Raw genomic sequence first — 18,204 nt, 5'->3', positions numbered from 1 at the left:
CCAGTCCTCGGGCTAGAGGAGCGGGTTGGCGAACAGGAGCACCAAGGCGACGACCAGACAGTAGATCGCGGTCGACTCCACCATGGCCATGCCCACGAACAGGGTGCGCGTGACGGTGGAGGCGGTCTCGGGTTGGCGAGCGATGGCGTCGAGGGCGGCCACCACCGCGCGGCCCTCGGCGAGGGCGGGGGCGATGCTGCCCCCCATCACGGTGATGCCTGCGGTCACGATCGAGACCGCAGCGAGCAGGGTGTGGCTATCCATGGGTCGGCTCCGGGGTGGGCAAGGACGGAGGGGGTGGAGGCTCGCTCGCGGGGGCGGGGGACTCGGGGCCCTGCTGTGCCTGAACCGCGGCAGCGATGTACACGGTGGCGAGGATGCCGAAGATGTAGGCCTGCACGAGGCCGGTGAGGATGGAGAGCGCCATCAGCGGGACGGGGACCACTGCCCCGGCGATCACCAGGAGGATGGCGCCCACCATCTGCCCGCTCATCACGTTGCCGAACAGGCGCACGGCCAGGGCGAGGGTGCGGGTGAGCTCGCCGAGGACGTTGAGCGGCATGAGCAGCGGATGGGGCTCGAGGTACTTGCGCAGATAGCCGCGTACCCCGTGGCGGCGGATGCCGTAGTAGGGCACGGCAAGGAACACCACCAGCGCCAGCCCGGCCGCCGTGTCGAGGTCGGCGGTGGGCGGGCGGATCACGGGCACGATCGTCAGCAAGTTGGACAGCGCAATGAAGCCCACCAGGGTGCCGATGAGCGGCACATAGGGAGTGGGGTCCTCGCCGAGCAACTCCCCGACAGTCGAACGAACCCAGCCCACGTAGGTCTCGAGCGCGGTCTGCCAGGCGCTCAGGCCATGGGCTCTCAGGCGCCGAGACAGCGGCCACGCAACGGCCACCAGGACGAGCGTCAAGCCCAGCGAGACCACCACGGTGTCGGGGATCTGCAGCCCCAGCACCCTGAGCACGAAGACCTCGTTCACGCGTCCTCCCGTGACAGTCGTCGGCGTCCGGCGAGCACCTCCACCGAGCCGAACGCCACCAGCGCCGCGACCATGGCGACCGGGCTCCATTGCGACAGCCCCACGAGGACCAACGCAGGCAGACCCACCCGCAGCGGTAGTCCCGCCAGAGCCGTACTCGTCCGCTGCGATCTCACCAGCGCCTGGCTGGCTCGCCACGAGGCGTGCTGGTGCCACAGCGCCAACGTGGCCCCCACCAGGGTGCCCGTGAGGCCGGAGACGATCGTCATGGTGCGGCTCCTCCTCGCTCCTGGTGCTCGGCGGTTGACTCGGAGGCCCGTTGCTCCTGTCCTTCGTCTCCGAGGGTGTCGAAGGACAGCTTCCACAGCGAATAGCCGGCGATCAGCACGCCCAGGAACATGAAGGCCATCGCCCAGGTGATGCCCGAGCCCAGGTAGAGGTCGAGCAGGTGACCCAGGAGCGCACCGAGCACGATGGGCACCGCGATGAGCCACCCGAGGGTGCCCACCGCGGTGGCCTGCGCCCACAGGCTCCTGCCTCGGCGGCTGCGTGCGTGGGCACGGCGTCGGGCGAATCGGGCGATGCGATCGTCGAGCTCGTGCAGGTCCCGGTCCGCCTGCGGGGGCGGGGGTGCTCGCTCCGTCACGTTGGCACCTCCCGCCGCAACCCCGCCAAGGCGCGGCGCGTGGCGACCTCGTGACGGTGGGCCAGCGCGCGGGCTTCTTCCTCGGCGGCGCTCCGCTGCGCACGACGGGCCAGCACCTGCTGTCGCAGCTCGTCCAGCGAGTCGGCCAAGGACGCCCAGCGACACACGAGCAGCACACCATGCGGATCCAGCTGGGCCACGCCGCCCTCCGTGGCCAGGTAGCACACGCGCTCGTCGTCGGGTGGTCCTCGTACCAGCTCGATGGGTCCTGCCGCGAAGGCCAGCCGGGCGCGTTCGTGGCCAGGCAGGATCCCACGCGAGCCGTCGGTGGCCTCGAGGCGCAGCCGTCGAACGTTCGTGATCGTCCGCAGCCCCGCCGGGGTGCTGAGCTCGACCGTCATCGTCCGGCTCATGGCCCACGCCTCCGCGCCAGCAGCTCCTCGAGCGTCCCTCCCATGTACAGCGCATCCTCGGGCACCTCGTCACACTCCCCTCGCAGGATTGCCTCGCATCCTGCCAGCGTCTCCGGGGTGCTCACATGGACCCCGCGCTCCCCCGTGAACTGCTCGGTCACCGACAGCGGCTGGGTGAGGAAGCGTCGCAGCCGGCGGGCTCGCGACACCGCGCGCTGATCCTCGACCGACAGCTCGTCGACCCCCATCAGCGCGATGATGTCCCGCAGCTCCTCGTACTTGGCGAGCACACGCCGCACGCCCGCGGCGATCTCGGCGTGGCGTGTTCCCACGATCTCGGGCTGTAGCAGCGACGACGTGCTGCGCAGCGGGTCGACGGCGGGGTAGAGGCCCTCGGCCGCGGCCTCGCGCGAGAGCACCAGGAACGCATCGAGATGATTGAACAGCTCGGCGACCGCGGGGTCGGTGATGTCGTCGGCCGGGACGTAGACCGCCTGTACGCTGGTGATCGCCGCGTGCGGGGTGGAAGAGATCCGCTCCTCGAGGCTGGCCACGTCGGTGGCGAGCGTGGGTTGGTAGCCGACCCGCGAAGGAGGCCGTCCCAGCATCCCGCTGACCTCGTTGCCCGCTTGCACGAAGCGGAACACGTTGTCCATGAACAGCAGCACGTCCTGGCGGGCATCGTCGCGGAAGCTCTCGGCGATGGTGAGCGCCGCCAGGGCGGTGCGGAAGCGGATCCCCGGGGTCTCGTTCATCTGACCGAACACCAGCACCGCGCTGGGCAGCACGTTGGCGTCGGCCATCTCGAGCCACAGCTCGCGGGCCTCGCGAGAACGCTCGCCGATCCCCGCGAATACGGTGGCGCCGTGGTGGCGGTGCACCGTGTTGTGCATCAGCTCCATCATCAAGACCGTCTTGCCGACTCCGGCGCCGCCAAACAGGCCCGAGTTGCCGCCGCGTGGGATGGGGGCGAGCAGGTCGAGCACCTTGAGGCCGGTCTCGAACACGGCGCGTGCGGGCACGCGATCGATCAGCGGCCGCGAGGGGCGACAGAGCGGCAAGCTGGGCTCGCCGAGGGGCTCGCCGCCATCGAGGGGGTGGCCATGCATGTCGATGATGCGGCCGCGAACCTGGTTGCCCACCGGGATTCGCAGGGGCCCGCCGGTCGCCGTCACCGCCGCCCCCAGTGCCAGGCCCTGGGTATCACCCAGCGCCACCGTGCGGATCTGGTCGCGGTCGAGGTGCCCGACCGTCTCCAGCATGATGGGCTCGCCGCGGACGTTGCGGACGCGCAGGGCATGGCCGATCGGCGGCAGGGTGAGTCCTGCCTCGAAGCGTGCGTCCACGACCGGCCCAGCGATCGAGGTGACCTCGCCTTGCACGGATCGAATGATGCGCACTCGTGCACGCGGCGCAGGCGGCAAAGACGACCCTCATTCAGGACATGCGGCGCAGCAATTGCGCGTGCGCGCACGGGTCGGTGGTCCGCCGGGACGGCGGCGCGATCAGTGCTCGATCGGGGTGGGAATCACCACCGCCTCGAGGCGCGAGGCGTGCTCGGTGTCTCGCCATACGCGGTGCGTCGCCTTCACGAAGTCCTCGTCACGGGCCTCGAACACGTTGTCGACCCACCGCTGAGGGTTGCGGTCGACCAGCGGGAACCACGTGCTCTGGATCTGGATCATGACCCGATGGCCTGGCTCCCACGTGTGCAGCACGTCTTGCAGCGGCAGCCGCACCCGCGTCGGCTTGCCCGCGGCGAACGGCTTGGGGGCATCGTAGCCGTCGCGGTAGCGCCCGCGGATCACCTCGCTGCGCACCATCATCTGGTAGCCACCCATGTGCTTGCCGCGGGCGAGGTGCGGGTGGTCGGGAGCGTCCTCGGGAAATACGTCGATGACCTTGACCACCCAGTCGGCGTCGGCCTCGCTGGTCGAGACCCACAGGTCGGCCGTCAGAGGGCCGGCGAGGGTGAGGGGCTCGGTCAGGGGGTTGCCCACCCAGGTGAGCACGTCGGGCCGCCGGGCCGCGAAGCGCTGATCGTCGGTCATGTACTCCTTGGTCATGCCGATCGCGACCTCCTCGGTGTAGGGCACGGGCCGGGCCGGGTCGCTGACGAACTCGTCGAAGGCACGGCGCTCGGCGGGTGCTTCGCCGAGCAAGCGGTGACCGGAGCCCAGCCACAGCGTGCGCGGCCGCCCCGCGGGGGGCCAGGCGTCGAAGCTACGCCAGCGGTTGCGCCCCGTCTCGAACACGGTGGCCTCGGGCAGCGAGGGGGGCGTGGAGCCATCGCCCTCGAGGTAGTGCTGGAAGAACACCGCCTCGACGTGCTGCTGGTACCACGCCGAGTGCTCGCCCTCGAAGTCGGCGTTGCCGAGGTGATCGCCCGCAGTACGGGCCCAGCCGCCGTGCGACCACGGTCCCATCACCAGCACGTTGAACGCGTCGGGATCCTGGGCTTCGATCGCGCGGTAGATCTGGAGCGGTCCGTAGAGATCCTCGGCATCGAACCACCCGCCCACCGTCATCACGGCAGGCGCCACGTTGCGCAGGTGCGGCAAGAGGTTACGCTCGCGCCAGAACTCGTCGTAGTCGGGATGGGCAGCCAGCTCGTCCCAAAAGGGGATCTCGTGGTGGAGGTGGTGCTCGTTGGCGTTGCGCAGCGCACCCAGGCCGAGGAACCAGGCGTAGCCATCGGGCGTGCCATGGTCGAAGCGCGGGCCCCACTCGCTCACCAGACCCTTGCGAGGCCGGCCAAACCCGGAGAAGAAGTTGAAGGCGTGGGGCAGGAAGAACGCCCCGTGGTGGTGGAAGTCGTCGAAGTACCAGTCGGCGATGGGAGCCTGGGGGGACACGGCCACGAGGGCCGGGTGCGCGTCGATCATCCCGGCGGCCGCGTAGAAGCCGGGATACGAGATGCCCCACATGCCCACGCGACCGTTGTGCCCTGCCACGTGGTGGACGAGCCACTCGATCGTGTCGTAGGTGTCGCTGCTCTCGTCGATCTCGGGGCCGCGCTTGGTCGGACGGTGCGGTCGCATGTTCACGAACTCGCCCTCGGACTGGAAGCAGCCGCGCACGTCCTGATAGACGAACACGTAGCCGCGCTCCATGAGCGTGCGGCTGGGACCCAGCGCGTCGCGATGGGCGTCGGGTCCGTAGGGGCTGGCGCGATAGGGGGTACGCGTGAGGAGGATCGGGACCTCGCGGTCGGGATCGCGCGGCCGGTAGATCGCGGTGAACAGGGTCGCGCCATCCCGCATCGGGATGCGCACCTCCTCCTTGACGTAGTGCGCCTGCACCCACGCCGCGCCGTCGTCGGGGGTGAGGGGGGGCGGAAGTGAAGGGTCGAGATCGGCCGTGAAGGCCGAGGGCTGGAGATCGCCGGGCACCGGACGGTCGGCGAGCTCCGGGCGACAGGCGGAGGCGAAGGCGAGGGCGACTCCCCAGACCACGCGATGCTGCATGTCGCGCACGATACCCGCTGCGCGAAGCGCTCGTGTGGCCCCGGTCGAAGCTCTCGAAAGTGGATTACCAGGCCTTCGAGCCCTACTTTTGAGGTGCATTCCGTAAGCGAAATTGCCTAGAATCGCAAAATGAACCGGGGTCCGGTTTTTTTGCCGAGGCGCCGGAAACGAATCCGACATGTGTGTCTGACCAGGTGAGCGTGTGAGGCAGGGGTACTGACTCATCGCGGCAGAGGGAGCTGACGGTCGATGAAGAAGACGGTCCTATGGAGCGCGGTAGCGGGGCTGATGGTCGCGGCAGGTTGCCGAGGGGACGTCGTGGGCGAGCCCATCGACTTCGGTGACGACAGCACGGGCATGGTGCCGGACTCGGACGGCGAGAGCACCACCGGAGGCGAGATGGCCGACGAGAGCTCGGGCACGGGCTCGGACACCGGCGAGGAGGTCACCGCCTGCGACGAGATGACCTTCGACAACGTGGTCGACGAGGCCGCTTGCCCGTTCATCCAGGATCTCGGCGTCAGCCCTTCCGAGGCCGACTCGGTCGAGTTCTGCCGTCGGGCCTACATCGATCTGCTCGGGGAGTCGCCGACCGACATCGAGTACGAGGCCGACTGCAAGTGGTCGACCAAGGACGAGATCGTCGATGCCTTCATGGCGCGGCCCGAGTACGTGCTGGTGTCCCAGCGGATGTGGGGCGACGTCTTCCACTACACCAGCGCCATCACTCATCACCAGTACATCGCCGACCTCGATGCGCTGGTGGCCCAGCTCTACCAGGGGACGATCAGCTACGGTGTGTTCGCCGAGCTGGCGGCCACCCACCCGGCCTTCCTCGGCCGCTGGGATGGTCTGGATCTGGTGGGCTACAGCTTCCTCGCGTTCCTCGGCCGCGACGCCAACCCGGCCGAGCGCCTCGCCCTCGAGCCGCTTTGGCACATGTGGGGTGAGCGCGACATGCCGCACCCAAACCAGAGCAACGCCCGCAACGTGGTGCTCGACACCCGTCAGTGCGCCGCGCCCAACGAGGCCGACTGCTACAGCGACTACTGGGGCGAGCACACTGTGATCATCCCGCCCCCGGTACCGGGCGACGTCACCCCCAACGGGCCCAACGTCCTCGACCAGGCCAGCCTGACCCCGGAGCAGTGGAACCAGCTGCGCTTGCCGGGTCGGCTCATCGCCGAGCGTCCCACCTTCCACGAGGCCTATGTCGACCGCGCCCTGCGGCGCTACCTGGGCTACGACGCGGGCGCCGAGCTGCCCACCGTGCGGCAGGCCCTGGTCGACATGCTCGATCAGAACGGCGGTGACATCCGCGAGATCGAGCGCGAGATCCTCACCTCGATCCTCTACACCTCGAGCAATCAGTTCGACGAGGGCGAGGTCGACAACCCCGACGACTGGGCGCCGCCCTACTGGCACGGGCCGGTCAAGCAGATGGACGCCGAGGACTGGCTGCGCACCGCGGCCAAGCTCACCGGGGTCGAGCTCGGGAGCTGCGATCACCGCTACCCCGAGGTGCAATCGGGTCCCTCGGGTCTGCACCCGCACAACTACCCCACCATGGGGGCCGGCAACGCGCCCAACTACGAGTTCCGTGACAAGGCGCAGCTGCTCGGCGGCTGCCCCGACCACTCGACCCAGTTCCGTGAGCGACGCACGGGCCTCATCGCGGCGCTGACTCAGGCCACCCTCACCACCGAGCTGTGCGAGGCCGCCGATCTCGACTCGCCGATCTACCCGCTCCAGTTCATCGAGGATCCGATGGACAAGAGCGAGGAGGCGCTGACCACCGCCGCCAATCAGGTGTACTCGGCCGCGATGGTGCGACCGATCCCGGAGGCCGCCACCGACGCGCTCATGACCGGCGTCAGCGGCTGCCGTGACGACCTGGCCTGCACCCCGGCCGACTTCGCGGTGGAGACCTGCCGCCTCACCCTCAAGGCCGCGGACTTCTTGTTCTACTAGTCGCGCCCAGCACCGAAGCTGCCAGAGATCGCGAGGACTCATCATGTCGAGCATCACCAAGAGCAACCGTCGTAGCTTCCTCAAGCTGGGCCTTGGCGGGATCGCCACCGGGGCCATCGCCCCCTGGGTCTGGACCCCGCGCATCAGCAAGGCCGGGCTGGGGATCCCCGCCAGTCGCCACAATCACCTCATCGTCATCAACCTCGATGGCGGCGCGCGCTCGGTGCCCATGTTCAACGGGGCCCTGGACACGCGCTGGAACCCGATGGGCACCCAGCCGGGCGCCGCGGGGACCGAGTGGGGCGTGGGCATGGTCTTCGACTCTGCGCCCTACGCCGACACCCAGGTTCCGTTCGGGGTGGCGATGCCCTCGCTGCCGATGATCAGCAACGAGGTCTGCGTGCTCGGTACCCTCGATCACACCCCTGGCGCCGCAGCGGGCGTGGGCGATCACAACGTGGCGCGCGACATCATCTCCGCTGGCAAGACCGGTGGCGGGCCGGGCATGATGAGCCTCATCTACGCCCGCCACAAGAACTACACCGAGGGCAGCGCGGGCCTGGTGTTCCCGCCCGTGGTCATCGGCTCGGGTGCGGCCACCACCATCTTCGGGATTCCCGAGGGCTCGATCACCCCGGTGATGGTGCCGTCGTTCTCGGAGTTCGCCAGCCAGAGCGGCGACGATGCGGGCGGCCAGCCCGAGTGGGCCCGGGACTTCGAGGCCGGCCTCGACGGAGCCACCGCCGCGATCCGAAGCGCGCGTGACCGCCAGCTCATCGAGCGCATGTCCAACGGCAAGCAGAACGTCGAGGCGTTCCGCAACGTGTTCCTCGACCCTGCGCTCAAGATCGCGACCGAGCCCAACGCGGGCGTCGACCTCACCAACGCCCAGCTCGCCGCCATCCTGGGCACCTCGCTGCTCGGGCGCAACATGGCGCTGGCCCTGCGCTTCCTCCAGTATGGCTCGGCGGCGGTGACCGTGGGCGACAACGGCTGGGACACGCACTCGGCCGAGATGGGCGCCTACTCGATGAGTGCCAACACCCTGGCGCGGGTGCTCGCCGGGCTCAACTTCGCGCTCAAGCGCATGAACCACCCCGAGGGTGGCACGTACTGGGATCGCACCCTCGTCATCTTGCAGAGCGAGTTCGGTCGCGACAACCTGGGCTCCAACGGCTACAACTCGGGCGGCGGCTCGGATCACACCGGTGGTCCCGGCTCGCGCTACCAAGCGTTTCCCTACATGGGTGGACAGGTGGCGCAGGGGGGCAAGTTCTTCGGTCGCACCAACGCCATGACCATGGAGCCACTGGCGGGCGAGCCCATCTACGGCACCACTGCGCACATGGCGATGGCCCTGGCCTATCTCGACATCACGACCGAGGAGATCTGGCCTGGCATCGATCCGGTGGCGGACATCTTCTAGCCGACGGCGCTGCGAGTTACGATCACACCTTCCCCGTGCACCTCAGGAGCAACACCGTGTCTCGTACGCCCGCCCTGCTCGTCCTCGTCGCTTCCAGCCTCGCGCTCGCCTGCACCGTGGGTGAGGGGGGAGGGGGGAGCTTCGGTGACGGAGGCAATCACAACTCCGGGGGCGACACCGACACGGAGACCGGTGGTGAGACCGACGGAGACACCGAGGGCGAGACCGAGGCCACGCCCGACGCCCCTGATGATGGCAAGGAGTTCGTGGAGGAAGCCAAGAAGGAATTCCCCACCTACCTCGATCTCCACGAGAAGGTCATCACTCGCACCTGCACCCCGTTCCCGAACGTCTGCCACAACAACAAGGAGTACCCGGACCTCCGCACGCCGCAGGCGATGCTGGGGATGCTGGGCAGCCCCTGCAACCTCGACGTGGAGGACCCGCTCAACACCTACAACGGCTGCGAGCCGGTGGGTGATGTGGTGCGCTTCACCAACGGCGGCAACAACGGCTGGCAGACGCGGGTGGCCTATGTGACGTTCGCCACCGATCCCATGGGCGTCGTGAATTCGGCCGTGCTCTACCTCGCCGACCCGGTGCCCGCGGCCATGCTCGATCCCATGATGCCCGAGAGCATCGAGGTCGTACGGACCACGGAGGGTGGAAGCATGCTCACCGTGGGCGCGGTGAACGGCGCCATCACCTACGCAGGCGGACAGACCGCGATCCAGGTGACGGGCTACAGCAGCCTCGGGGCCGAGGTGCACGCGCTCATCGAGGAGGATCTGCGCATCGGCGACCCCAACCGCGATGGCGTGTTCGGAGCCGATGGTGAGCGCCTGCTCGAGCTGAAGGCCGGCGATCCCTGGGGCTCGTACCTGCTGCAGCGCCTGCAGGGCAACGTGCCGGGCAGCCCCATGCCGCTGGCCAACCAGCCGCTTTCGGCGGCCGAGGTGGTGGCCATCGCGTGCTGGATCGAGGGCACCGCCGCGCCGGGCGGCGACAGCCCCTACGCCGAGATCGACTACGACGGCTGTGACTATGCGGCCGAATTCGGCGAGCCCGATCCCGACAGCGGCGCCACCTTCTCGGGCCACGTCGTGCCCATCTTCGAGGCCCGCTGTGCGACGGCCGGCTGCCACGGCGAGCTGGCCCCCGCGGCCGGGCTCGATCTCACCCGAGAGCGCGCCCGCGACAACCTCATCGAGGTGCCGTCGACCCAGAACCCGGACATCCCGCTGGTCACCCCGGGCAACCCCACCAACAGCTACCTCATGACCAAGCTGACCGGTGACGGCTTTGCGGGGCAGCGCATGCCGCTGGGCGCGGCTCCGCTCTCGCAAGACGAGCTGGACGTCGTGCGTCTGTGGATTTCCTACGGCGCGCCGGACGACTAAGCTAGGGCTCCTCATGCAGGCCGACCCACCGCGATTCGAATCGGCCCTCTCGTCGGAGCTTGGTATGGATCTCGGGGTGGCGCTCTCGGTCGGCGTGGCTGCGTTGCTGCTGGGTGGTCCGCTCGCGTGTACCGCGGGGGGGAACGACGACGGCTTCGACTTCTCGACCGATTCCAACGGCCCCGGGGGTCCGGGGACGGGCAGCGGCACGGTCGACGACACCGCCGGTTCCGGGACCGACACCACCTCCGGTGGTACGGCTGCCGACGCGGGCAGCACCACGGGCTCGGGCACCGACGACGGAAGCTCGAGCGACGATGGGCTGCCGATCGAGCCCTGCACTTCGGTCGACATCCTGTTCGTGGTCGACAACTCGCAGCCGATGCTCGAGGAACAGATCCGGCTGCGGGCGGCCGCGCTGGCGTTCGTGCAGCAGATCGGCGCCAGCATCCCGACCCTGATGAGCGACATGCACATCGGGGTGATCACGACCGACGACGAGCTGATGGTGCAGCAGACGGCCGAGGTGTGCGGTCCCTACGAGGGCGGTGACAACTGGATGGCATCGTCGAGCACGACGCTCTCCGCCGAGCTCGATTGTGCGCTCGCGGTGGGGGTGGCGGGCTCGCCCAACGAGCGCCCCATGGACATGCTGTTCTCGGCGCTGTCCGACGAGAACCTCGTGCCCGGGGCGTTCCACAATGGGTTCCTGCGCGAGGAGGCGCTGCTGGTGGTGGTCATCGTCACCAACGAGGAGGACGAGCACGAACTCGACACCTCGTGGGGCTCGGCCGGCGAGCCGGCCGACTGGGTCGATACGCTCGCCGGGCGCAAGGGGGGCTACGCCAAGGACGTGGTGGTGCTGTCGCTCATCGGTACGGACAAGCCCAATGCGTGTCCCGACTTCCAGTGGGACGGGACCGAGGGTGCACAGCTGTCGCCGCGCCTCGAGGAGTTCACGACCTCGTTCCCGCAGGGCGCGGTGGGGGACATCTGCGCGCAGGAGTACGCGACCTTCATGCTGGGGGTGGTGCCCGGGGTGACGTCGGCGTGCGCCAACTTCACCAAGCCGTAGGTCCTGGATGGTGAGCATGGGGCGGGCGTGAGATCGACCCCGCCGATGTGCCGGTCATCACTGCGCAGGTCGCACCAACCGCGTGACGTTGGGTCCACGGGCCGCCCGGCCTGCTAGCGTCTTGGGCAGCGCCATGGCCCTGCACTCGATGCTCCTCATCGTCCTTCTGATCTCGGGGGTGCTGCTGCTCGCGGTCAAGCTCGCCTACCACTGGGCGCCGCTCTCCTCGGCGCGGATCAATCCCGAGCCGCGCCGCAAGCTCTGGGGGTGGCGGCTCTACCCACGGGTCGTCGCCAACATGGCGTTGTCCGGCTCCCTGGTGTTCGTGCTCGTCTACGCGACCCGGCCGTGGCTCATCGTGGAGGGCGAGCCGAGCTGGGCGCGCTTGCTGCTGGACGCGGTCGCGGTCCTGCTGGTCTACGACTTCTTGTACTACTTCATGCATCGGTTCGCGTTCCACCGGTGGCCGCTTCGCAAGGTGCACGTGGTGCACCACGCCGTGCGCCACCCGCATGCGATCGACAGCCTCTACCTGCATCCGCTGGAGACCTTCTTGGGGCTGGCGTTGCTCGTCTCGTGCAGCGTCGCGCTCGGGCCCGTGCACCCGGCGACGTTCTGTGTGGTGTTCGCGGTCTACTCGTTCCTCAACATCCTGGTGCACAGCGGCCTGAACCTGCCGTTCTTTCCGTTCCGAGCGCTCAGCTACCTCGCGCGCAAGCACGACGTGCACCACACCAGCATGAAGGGAGGCAACTACGCCTCCCTCACGCCGATCTTCGACAAGCTGTTTGGTACGGCCGAGTAGACCGGCCGCCCGGCGGGTACCGCACGCGGCGTAGATCGGGCAGGGCTCCCGGGTGGCACCGAACGCGGTGGTGGTTGGGCTTGGCGACGTCCTGTGGGCACCGCAGGCGGTGGAGGATGGGCTTGGCGACCGCCCCGAAGGCACCGCCGGCGGTGGAGGATGGACTTGGCGACCGCCCCGATATCACCGCAGGCGGTGGAGGATGGGCTTGGCGACCGCCCCGAAGGCACCGCCGGCGGTGGAAAAGGGGCTTGGCGACCGCCCCGAAGGCACCGCAGGCGGTGGAGAACGGGCTTGGCGACCGCCCCGAAGGCACCGCCGGCGGTGGAAAAGGGGCTTGGCGACTGCCCCGATTACACCGCAGGCGGTGGAGAACGGGCTTGGCGACCGCCCCGAAGGCACCGCAGGCGGTGGGGACCGGGCACTGAGAAGGCCTTCCTTTACCGGCGCCGGTGCAGAGCGAGCCCCTGCGGTGCCAGGAAGGGCTGAGGACCTCTATCGCAGTCCCATGAAGCGCTCGGTCAGCTCGCGCAGCCGCAGTACGGTTGGAAAGCCATCGGAGCTCTGGAACACGAGGTTTTCGTCGAATTTCACGTTGTCGGCCGCTTGGTAGGCCACGTAGGCGCGGCCCGCCACGCTGTCGAGCAGCTCGTTGATGCGGCTCTCGTAGGCGCCGCGGACGGTGGCCAGCGTGGCTTCGCCCTCGGCGGAGAGGCGCGCGGAGACGCCGTCGGCCTGCATGCGCACGCGTTGGTCGTACTCGAGCGTCTCGGCCTGGATGTTTTGGATCCCGAGCAGGTACTCGTCGGTGATCTCCTCCGGGGGCAGGTCGAGCGCCTCGGCTGCCTTGGCCACCAACTCGGCCCGGGTCAGGCCAGGGGCCGCAGGCACCGGAGCAGGCGCCCCTTCGGCGCCCTCGGGCGCTGCTGCGTCGGCAAGCTCGCCGAGAAGCCGCCGTGCCGCCCCCGGAACGGTGTCGGCCCCGGTGTCGATGAAGCCGACCTGGTAGGCGCCCTCGAGCCGGGCGATCTTGCCGGCCCACTCCTGCTCGCGCGCCGCGGCCAGGGCGTTGGTGCCCTGCACGTACTTGTCGAGGTCCTGCTGCTTGGTGGCCACCTTCTCCCGGGCTCCGTCGAGCAGCTTGTTCTGCTCGTTGAGCTGGATCTGCTGCAGCTGCTGCTCGTACTCGGAGCGGAACGTCACCGCGCGGATCAGGACCGCCTCGGCCTTCACGTGAAGATCGGCCAGCGAGGTGTTGAGCACTTCGAGGGTCTGATCGGCCACCGCGAGCCGCTGCGCGGTGTCGTACCACTGCGCCGAGGTCAGCTCGGCCAGATGCTCGCGCAGCACGCTGACCGTGGTCTCTTCGGCCAACCGCTGGAATCGCAGCAGGCCATTGCGGTCCTCCACATGGTTGCCCGCCTCGACCACCAGGTGCCCCTCGCCGGGGATGATGTGGTAGGGCACGGAGACGTCGACGACCACGATGTTGTTGTCCTGGGTACGGATCTGCAGCGATTCCTGCGGACCCGTGTCGTCGTTGGTGTAGTCGAGGAACTCGAAGCGCCGGGGTACCTCGATGATGCGATGCACGCCGGGGATCCGCAGCGCCCAGCCGGGCTCGAGGTCCTCGGGGTATACCCCCGAGAGGTTGCTCTGCCGCACGCCGATCACATCGGGGGCGACGGTCGAGAAGCAGAACTTCGGCGAGAGCCACAGCACGATCACGCCAATGACGAAGACACGGAGGATCCGGACCAGTCCGTTCGTTGCGCCGCTCATTGGACCGCTCCCGTCTGCTCCACGCGGAGCCGTGAGGGGGTCGAGTCGTCGGCCCACGGCTGGATGTCGATGGTGACGCCATCGAGCTTCTCGCCCAGGCGCTCCATCACACGCTCGACCGGCTGGGTCTTGAACGCGTCGATGGTGGCCCGCTTGGCCTCGTAGTCGGCGGCGAGCTGGCCCTCGAGCTCCTCGGCCTGGCGTTCGGCCGCCGACTTGGCGGCCTGGCCCTGGGCCACGGTCTGGATGCGGTAGGTGTCGGCCTTGCGCCTGGTATCGGCCTGCACCGCCAGCGCCGAGGCCAGCGCGGCCTCGAGCCCGGCGCGTTTCTCCTGAATCACCTTGTTCTGATCGCGGTCGACCTCGGCCAGGGTCCGCTCGCGGTCGGTGCGCGAGCGCTGCAGCTCCGATTCGATCACGGTGAGCTGGTTCTCGGCCTCGTTGCGCGCCTCGATCAGGCTCTCGTACTGCTCGTTGAAGCGCGGGCGCGGGGTCACGATCTTGGTGACCGAGATGCCGTGGGGCTCGAGCAGCTCGTTGAGCCGGGAGCGGGCGCGCTCGGTCGCCTCGCCGAACTTGGCCGGGTTGGACACCGAGATCGTGGACTCGCGGCCGAATTCGTCGCGCAGGATGGCGCGGGCGAACGGACGCATCCAGCGGCGGAACTCGCCCTCGGGGCCTGCGTCGCGGACCACCTCGATGGCGCTGGCGCCCAGCACCTGGAAGATGATGGTGGTGTCGTTGAACAGGAAGTTGCTGCCGTCGCTGGCGCGGACGGTCAGCTCCTCCACGTGCAGCGCATCCACGTTCTTGTTGCCCTTCATCACGAAGGTCTGGGGGCTCGCGTCGATGATGTAGACCGAGTGGATCCCAAACGGCGCACACAAGATGAGACCCGGCTGGGTGCGCGCCTCCTGCTCTCCGGTGATGTTGTTGACTCGCACGGCCACCTGACCGGGCTCGATGGTTCGCCAGGAGCTGAACAGCAGCACCATCGAGATGACGAACGCGAGCACCAACCAGATGACGGTTCCTCCGGAACCGCCCCGCAACTTCTGTAGCAGGCCATTGGCCGTGGAGCGCACGGCCCTGCCGCCCTTGATGATCTGCATCGACGAGCTCTCCTTTGGGAGGGCAGGCTATCAGATGCATGCGCTCGGGCGGCGTAGGGTCCGAGAAACGGCTCACGGGCCGCCACACCTGCGGCCGCGGGGACGCAGGCGCGCTACGGCGAGGCCGCCTCGGGCAAACCGAGCGTCTCCTTGGCCTGCTGCACCGCTGCTCGAAGGCGCTCGACGTCACCCTTGCGCTCGAGATGACCCAGGTATTCCTGCCACACCCTGCGCTCCTTTGGAGCGCGCTCGAGCATGATGGGGAAGACGTGCTCGGCCAGATCGTCGGATGCACTGGCGGCGCGGAACAGCGCTCCCCGTGCAGGGACGAGTCGTGGCTCCGTTCGAAACGCTCGAAGGTAGTGGGGGGTGGCCTCGACGTAGGCCGTGGCGGTGGGCGCGTCGGCCAGGGTCGCGTCGAGGAGCACCGACTCGCCCTGCAGATAGTGCTCCACCGCTTCACCAAAGACGCTGACCTCGTTGCGGAAGGCCGGCAACGAGATGGGCCCCGTACCGAAGAGCAATCCCTCGGGCAACGGACGTCGCGCGGCCAGGATCTCCATCAGGTTGTCGCGACCACGGGTGTCGCTCTCCTCGTAGGCACTCTTGGGGGCCCGCGTGGCGACCACGGGCACGAGGTCGAGGTTTTGCGGGCCCGGGCCCACGAACGACGTCAACCCGTCGCGGTCGAGCAGGTACGAGCCCAGCAGATCCTGCGGGCCCGTGAACAGCTCGCGGTGCACGGGGGTCTGCATCCGGCGCGTCAGCTCGTCCACGTCGATGACCAGGCCGCCGTCGTCGTTGCCGCCGTCGTACCCCACGAGCACGATCGCGGGGACCCTCACGTTGTACTGCCCCAGGAGCACGTGGACCTCGCCGAAGACCTCGGCGAACGTGCGCATGACCACGCGTAGCGTGGGTGCATCGAGCTGATAGAGCGGCAGCCACTGCGCGAACAGACCGCCGGGGTGGAGGCGTGCGCGCACGTTCTCGAAGTGCTCGCGGGCGTAGAGGTTGCCCGCGCCGTCGCGACCGGGATGGAACAGGTCGGCCACGATCACGTCGTAGCGATCGTGGCTGGCCGCCACGAAGCGGCGAGCGTCGGCGGCGTGCAGGTGCACGCGTTCGTCCTTGGTGAGCTCTCCGTTGATGTCGTTGAAGTGATGCAGCATGTCGAGCACGGCCGGGACGAGTTCCACCGCGTCGATGTGGGTGAGCGAGGGGTGGTGCCGGACCGCACTGAGGGTGGCGCCCGTGCCCACCCCGAGGAACAGCGCTCGCTCGGGCGCGGGATGCAGCAGCAAGGGGATGCCACCCAGGCGTTGCTCACCGACGCCGAAGCCGCCTCCCATGTAGAACTTGCTGCCCACCTGGAGCCGCCTTGGAGGGGAACCGCGCTGCGGCTCCTTGGCGGCGCGGGGGTGGAATTCACTCACCACCACTGCGCCCAGCAGGGTCTCGCGGCTGTCGATGATCTCCCACTCCATGGCCTCGTCGACGTAGCGCCGGATGTTCCTTCCGTTGGCGTTCTTGGTGTTGGCGTCGCCCTTGGCGTCATCGTGGTCGGCCGGCTCCTGGTAGCGAGCCACGAGCAGCAAGGACGCTGGGGACAGGCCGGTGAGCGCCACCACCCCGAGGATTCCGGCGATCTGCGGGATCGGCTTGAAGCGCCGAAACCAAGTGAATCCCCCGAACAGCAGCAGGTAGACCCATGCCACCGAGATCAGTGCATCGCGATAGCCGAGCGACTCGATTCCCCATACCCCGAACACGAACGGAGCGAGTGCCCCACCGAGGGTGTTGAGCGCATAGGCCCGGCCGATTCCGCGGGGAGCGAGCAGGCCCGCGACGTGGGAGAACAGTGCGCCCATTAGCATGGTCGCGGGTCCCAGTACCACGAGGGCGGTCACGGCCTCGGCCACCATCTCGGTCGCCATGCGGGCATCGCCGGGGGGGGCGATCCACTCGAGGAGTTCGAAGCTGCTCGCGAGCGCAGACGTTGCCCAGATCGTGGCCACAGCGTGGGCCAACAGCAGCCCGGCGGCCACGGTGGCCGGGCGCCCCGCCACCGCGGGCGCGGCGTAGCGGGTGTAGAGCGCGGCTCCGGCGGCGGTACCCAAGAGGTACACGGCGAGCACGTGCGCGAACGTGTAGATGGTGTTCTCGAGGACCTGCGAGAGCACGTGGATCGCAACGACCTCGAGTCCCACCCCCGCGAGGCCCGTACCGGCCAGGAGCGCCAGCAACAACCATGGCTCCCGCGCGACGTCGGGGTCGGGATCACGGCTGGCGTCGACCTCGGGCTCTTCGTGGTCGACGTGCTTCCGGGTTGGTCGAGGACGGTGACTCAGTGCCGCCCATCGCCGTGCCACGATCGCAGCCGCAAAGCCCAGGCACGACAGCGCCACCGCACCACCCACCACGCCCATCAGTGGCAGCAGCACGTGCACCGTGCCCAGCACCCCGAGCACCGCGCCTGCCGTGTTCGCGGCATACAGGCGCCCCAGGCCGCGGCCGTCCGGCTCGTTGGGCTGGGTCCGACGTCGGGCCTCCACCAGCGCGGGCAGGGTCGCACCCAGGCAGAACGTGCCCGGCAGCAACGCCAACCCAGCCACCCCTACCGACAGCGCCAGCGCGACCCCACCATCGTTGGCGCCCGCCCACGGTCCCAGCGCGCCCGGCAGCCAGCCAGCCAGCGCATGCAGCCAAAACGGGCTGAGCACGGCGAAGCCGGCCGCACACAGCTCGAGCAGCACGAACAGCCGCACGGGGTCCTCGGCCCGTCGCGCGTGCCCATGCAGTGCGGCGGCCCCCAGCGCCATGCCTCCGAAGAATCCCGCGAGCACTCCGAGCACCCCGAGCGTCTCGCTACCGAGGGCCAGCGCCAGCAGGCGCGTCCAGAGAATCTCGTAGCCCAAGCCAGCGGCCCCCGAGAGCACGAAGGCGATGAGGAGCGTGCGGTCGGTCGCCCGAGCCATGCGTCCGGAGGATACACGCAAGCTCCGTGAAGCTTCTCACCGAGCCACCGGTGGCGACGTGAGGGCACGCCTTTGGGGGCGCCGCCGGGCCGTGCCTACCATCGGCGCGCCGGCCGTCACCGCAAGCGCACCGACGGCCCCTCT

15 protein-coding genes are annotated in these 18,204 nt (G+C 68.9%); 5 read left to right on the top strand and 10 right to left on the bottom strand.

Translation table 11 applies throughout. The annotated features are described in order from the left end of the window. Positions 1 to 12: 12 nt before the first annotated feature. The 7 genes from OEB96_RS29995 to OEB96_RS29965 all read right to left on the bottom strand — a co-directional run bounded on the left by OEB96_RS29995 (position 13) and on the right by OEB96_RS29965 (position 5,511). Positions 13 to 264: a F0F1 ATP synthase subunit C gene (locus tag OEB96_RS29995; RefSeq protein WP_266220217.1), complete on the bottom strand. Its 252-nt coding sequence runs from the start codon at positions 262 to 264 to the stop codon at positions 13 to 15. Beyond that, positions 257 to 985, bottom strand: a complete 729-nt coding sequence (locus OEB96_RS29990) for a F0F1 ATP synthase subunit A (RefSeq protein WP_266220216.1) — start codon at positions 983 to 985, stop codon at positions 257 to 259. Before OEB96_RS29990 ends, OEB96_RS29995 begins: the two co-directional genes overlap by 8 nt. Continuing rightward, the gene (locus OEB96_RS29985) at positions 982 to 1,254 is read right to left on the bottom strand and encodes a hypothetical protein (protein ID WP_266220215.1); all 273 of its coding nucleotides are present in this window, start codon (positions 1,252 to 1,254) and stop codon (positions 982 to 984) included. The genes OEB96_RS29990 and OEB96_RS29985 overlap by 4 nt, the downstream gene beginning before the upstream one ends. After that, entirely contained in the window at positions 1,251 to 1,631 is a 381-nt protein-coding gene (locus tag OEB96_RS29980; protein WP_266220214.1) for an AtpZ/AtpI family protein, read from the bottom strand. Before OEB96_RS29980 ends, OEB96_RS29985 begins: the two co-directional genes overlap by 4 nt. After that, positions 1,628 to 2,044: a FoF1 ATP synthase subunit delta/epsilon gene (locus OEB96_RS29975; protein ID WP_266220213.1), complete on the bottom strand. Its 417-nt coding sequence runs from the start codon at positions 2,042 to 2,044 to the stop codon at positions 1,628 to 1,630. The genes OEB96_RS29980 and OEB96_RS29975 overlap by 4 nt, the downstream gene beginning before the upstream one ends. Beyond that, positions 2,041 to 3,426: a F0F1 ATP synthase subunit beta gene (gene atpD, locus OEB96_RS29970; RefSeq protein ID WP_407674697.1), complete on the bottom strand. Its 1,386-nt coding sequence runs from the start codon at positions 3,424 to 3,426 to the stop codon at positions 2,041 to 2,043. The genes OEB96_RS29975 and atpD overlap by 4 nt, the downstream gene beginning before the upstream one ends. Positions 3,427 to 3,549: 123 nt before the next feature. Then, on the bottom strand, positions 3,550 to 5,511 hold the full coding sequence (locus OEB96_RS29965) for a CocE/NonD family hydrolase (protein WP_266220212.1): 1,962 nt from the start codon (positions 5,509 to 5,511) through the stop codon (positions 3,550 to 3,552). A 249-nt stretch (positions 5,512 to 5,760) separates the two neighbouring features. Between OEB96_RS29965 and OEB96_RS29960 the strand changes: the two genes are divergently transcribed. From OEB96_RS29960 to OEB96_RS29940, 5 genes are all read left to right on the top strand, one after another. Next, positions 5,761 to 7,482: a DUF1549 domain-containing protein gene (locus OEB96_RS29960; protein ID WP_266220211.1), complete on the top strand. Its 1,722-nt coding sequence runs from the start codon at positions 5,761 to 5,763 to the stop codon at positions 7,480 to 7,482. Between the two features lie 43 nt (positions 7,483 to 7,525). Beyond that, complete coding sequence (locus tag OEB96_RS29955) at positions 7,526 to 8,908, top strand: DUF1501 domain-containing protein (protein WP_266220210.1); 1,383 nt, start codon at positions 7,526 to 7,528, stop codon at positions 8,906 to 8,908. Positions 8,909 to 8,943: 35 nt separating this feature from the next. Continuing rightward, on the top strand, positions 8,944 to 10,308 hold the full coding sequence (locus OEB96_RS29950) for a hypothetical protein (protein WP_266220209.1): 1,365 nt from the start codon (positions 8,944 to 8,946) through the stop codon (positions 10,306 to 10,308). Positions 10,309 to 10,384: 76 nt separating this feature from the next. Then, positions 10,385 to 11,383 carry a vWA domain-containing protein gene (locus OEB96_RS29945; RefSeq protein WP_266220208.1) on the top strand — a complete coding sequence of 333 codons (999 nt, stop codon included), beginning with the start codon at positions 10,385 to 10,387 and terminating at the stop codon, positions 11,381 to 11,383. A gap of 133 nt (positions 11,384 to 11,516) precedes the next feature. Further along, a complete protein-coding gene (locus OEB96_RS29940; protein WP_266220207.1) occupies positions 11,517 to 12,188 on the top strand; it encodes a sterol desaturase family protein in 672 nt (223 codons plus the stop codon). 495 nt (positions 12,189 to 12,683) lie between these two features. Here the strand turns inward: OEB96_RS29940 and OEB96_RS29935 are convergent, their stop codons facing one another. The 3 genes from OEB96_RS29935 to OEB96_RS29925 all read right to left on the bottom strand — a co-directional run bounded on the left by OEB96_RS29935 (position 12,684) and on the right by OEB96_RS29925 (position 18,060). Further along, the gene (locus OEB96_RS29935) at positions 12,684 to 13,970 is read right to left on the bottom strand and encodes an SPFH domain-containing protein (protein WP_266220206.1); all 1,287 of its coding nucleotides are present in this window, start codon (positions 13,968 to 13,970) and stop codon (positions 12,684 to 12,686) included. After that, the gene (locus OEB96_RS29930) at positions 13,967 to 15,082 is read right to left on the bottom strand and encodes an SPFH domain-containing protein (RefSeq protein WP_266220205.1); all 1,116 of its coding nucleotides are present in this window, start codon (positions 15,080 to 15,082) and stop codon (positions 13,967 to 13,969) included. The genes OEB96_RS29935 and OEB96_RS29930 overlap by 4 nt, the downstream gene beginning before the upstream one ends. A 113-nt stretch (positions 15,083 to 15,195) precedes the next feature. Then, positions 15,196 to 18,060 (bottom strand): fused MFS/spermidine synthase, encoded by a 2,865-nt coding sequence (locus tag OEB96_RS29925; protein ID WP_266220204.1) that lies wholly within the window; start codon positions 18,058 to 18,060, stop codon positions 15,196 to 15,198. Positions 18,061 to 18,204 lie beyond the last annotated feature (144 nt).

It is taken from the genome of Paraliomyxa miuraensis, from assembly GCF_026337845.1.
In the GTDB taxonomy this organism is placed as follows: Bacteria; Myxococcota_A; Polyangia; order Nannocystales; family Nannocystaceae; genus Paraliomyxa; species Paraliomyxa miuraensis.
The sequence above is the reverse complement of the archived record's forward strand: the minus strand, read 5'-3'. Positions and strand labels throughout refer to the sequence as shown.

Bases quoted from the DNA above. Each gene is read 5' to 3' on its own strand.
- OEB96_RS29995 (WP_266220217.1), bottom strand. From the start codon at position 264: ATGGATAGCCACACCCTGCTCGCTGCGGTCTCGATCGTGACCGCAGGC.
- OEB96_RS29985 (WP_266220215.1), bottom strand. From the start codon at position 1,254: ATGACGATCGTCTCCGGCCTCACGGGCACCCTGGTGGGGGCCACGTTG.
- OEB96_RS29975 (WP_266220213.1), bottom strand. From the start codon at position 2,044: ATGAGCCGGACGATGACGGTCGAGCTCAGCACCCCGGCGGGGCTGCGG.
- OEB96_RS29965 (WP_266220212.1), bottom strand. From the start codon at position 5,511: ATGCAGCATCGCGTGGTCTGGGGAGTCGCCCTCGCCTTCGCCTCCGCC.
- OEB96_RS29960 (WP_266220211.1), top strand. From the start codon at position 5,761: ATGAAGAAGACGGTCCTATGGAGCGCGGTAGCGGGGCTGATGGTCGCG.
- OEB96_RS29955 (WP_266220210.1), top strand. From the start codon at position 7,526: ATGTCGAGCATCACCAAGAGCAACCGTCGTAGCTTCCTCAAGCTGGGC.
- OEB96_RS29940 (WP_266220207.1), top strand. From the start codon at position 11,517: ATGGCCCTGCACTCGATGCTCCTCATCGTCCTTCTGATCTCGGGGGTG.
- OEB96_RS29935 (WP_266220206.1), bottom strand. From the start codon at position 13,970: ATGAGCGGCGCAACGAACGGACTGGTCCGGATCCTCCGTGTCTTCGTC.
- OEB96_RS29930 (WP_266220205.1), bottom strand. From the start codon at position 15,082: ATGCAGATCATCAAGGGCGGCAGGGCCGTGCGCTCCACGGCCAATGGC.
- OEB96_RS29925 (WP_266220204.1), bottom strand. From the start codon at position 18,060: ATGGCTCGGGCGACCGACCGCACGCTCCTCATCGCCTTCGTGCTCTCG.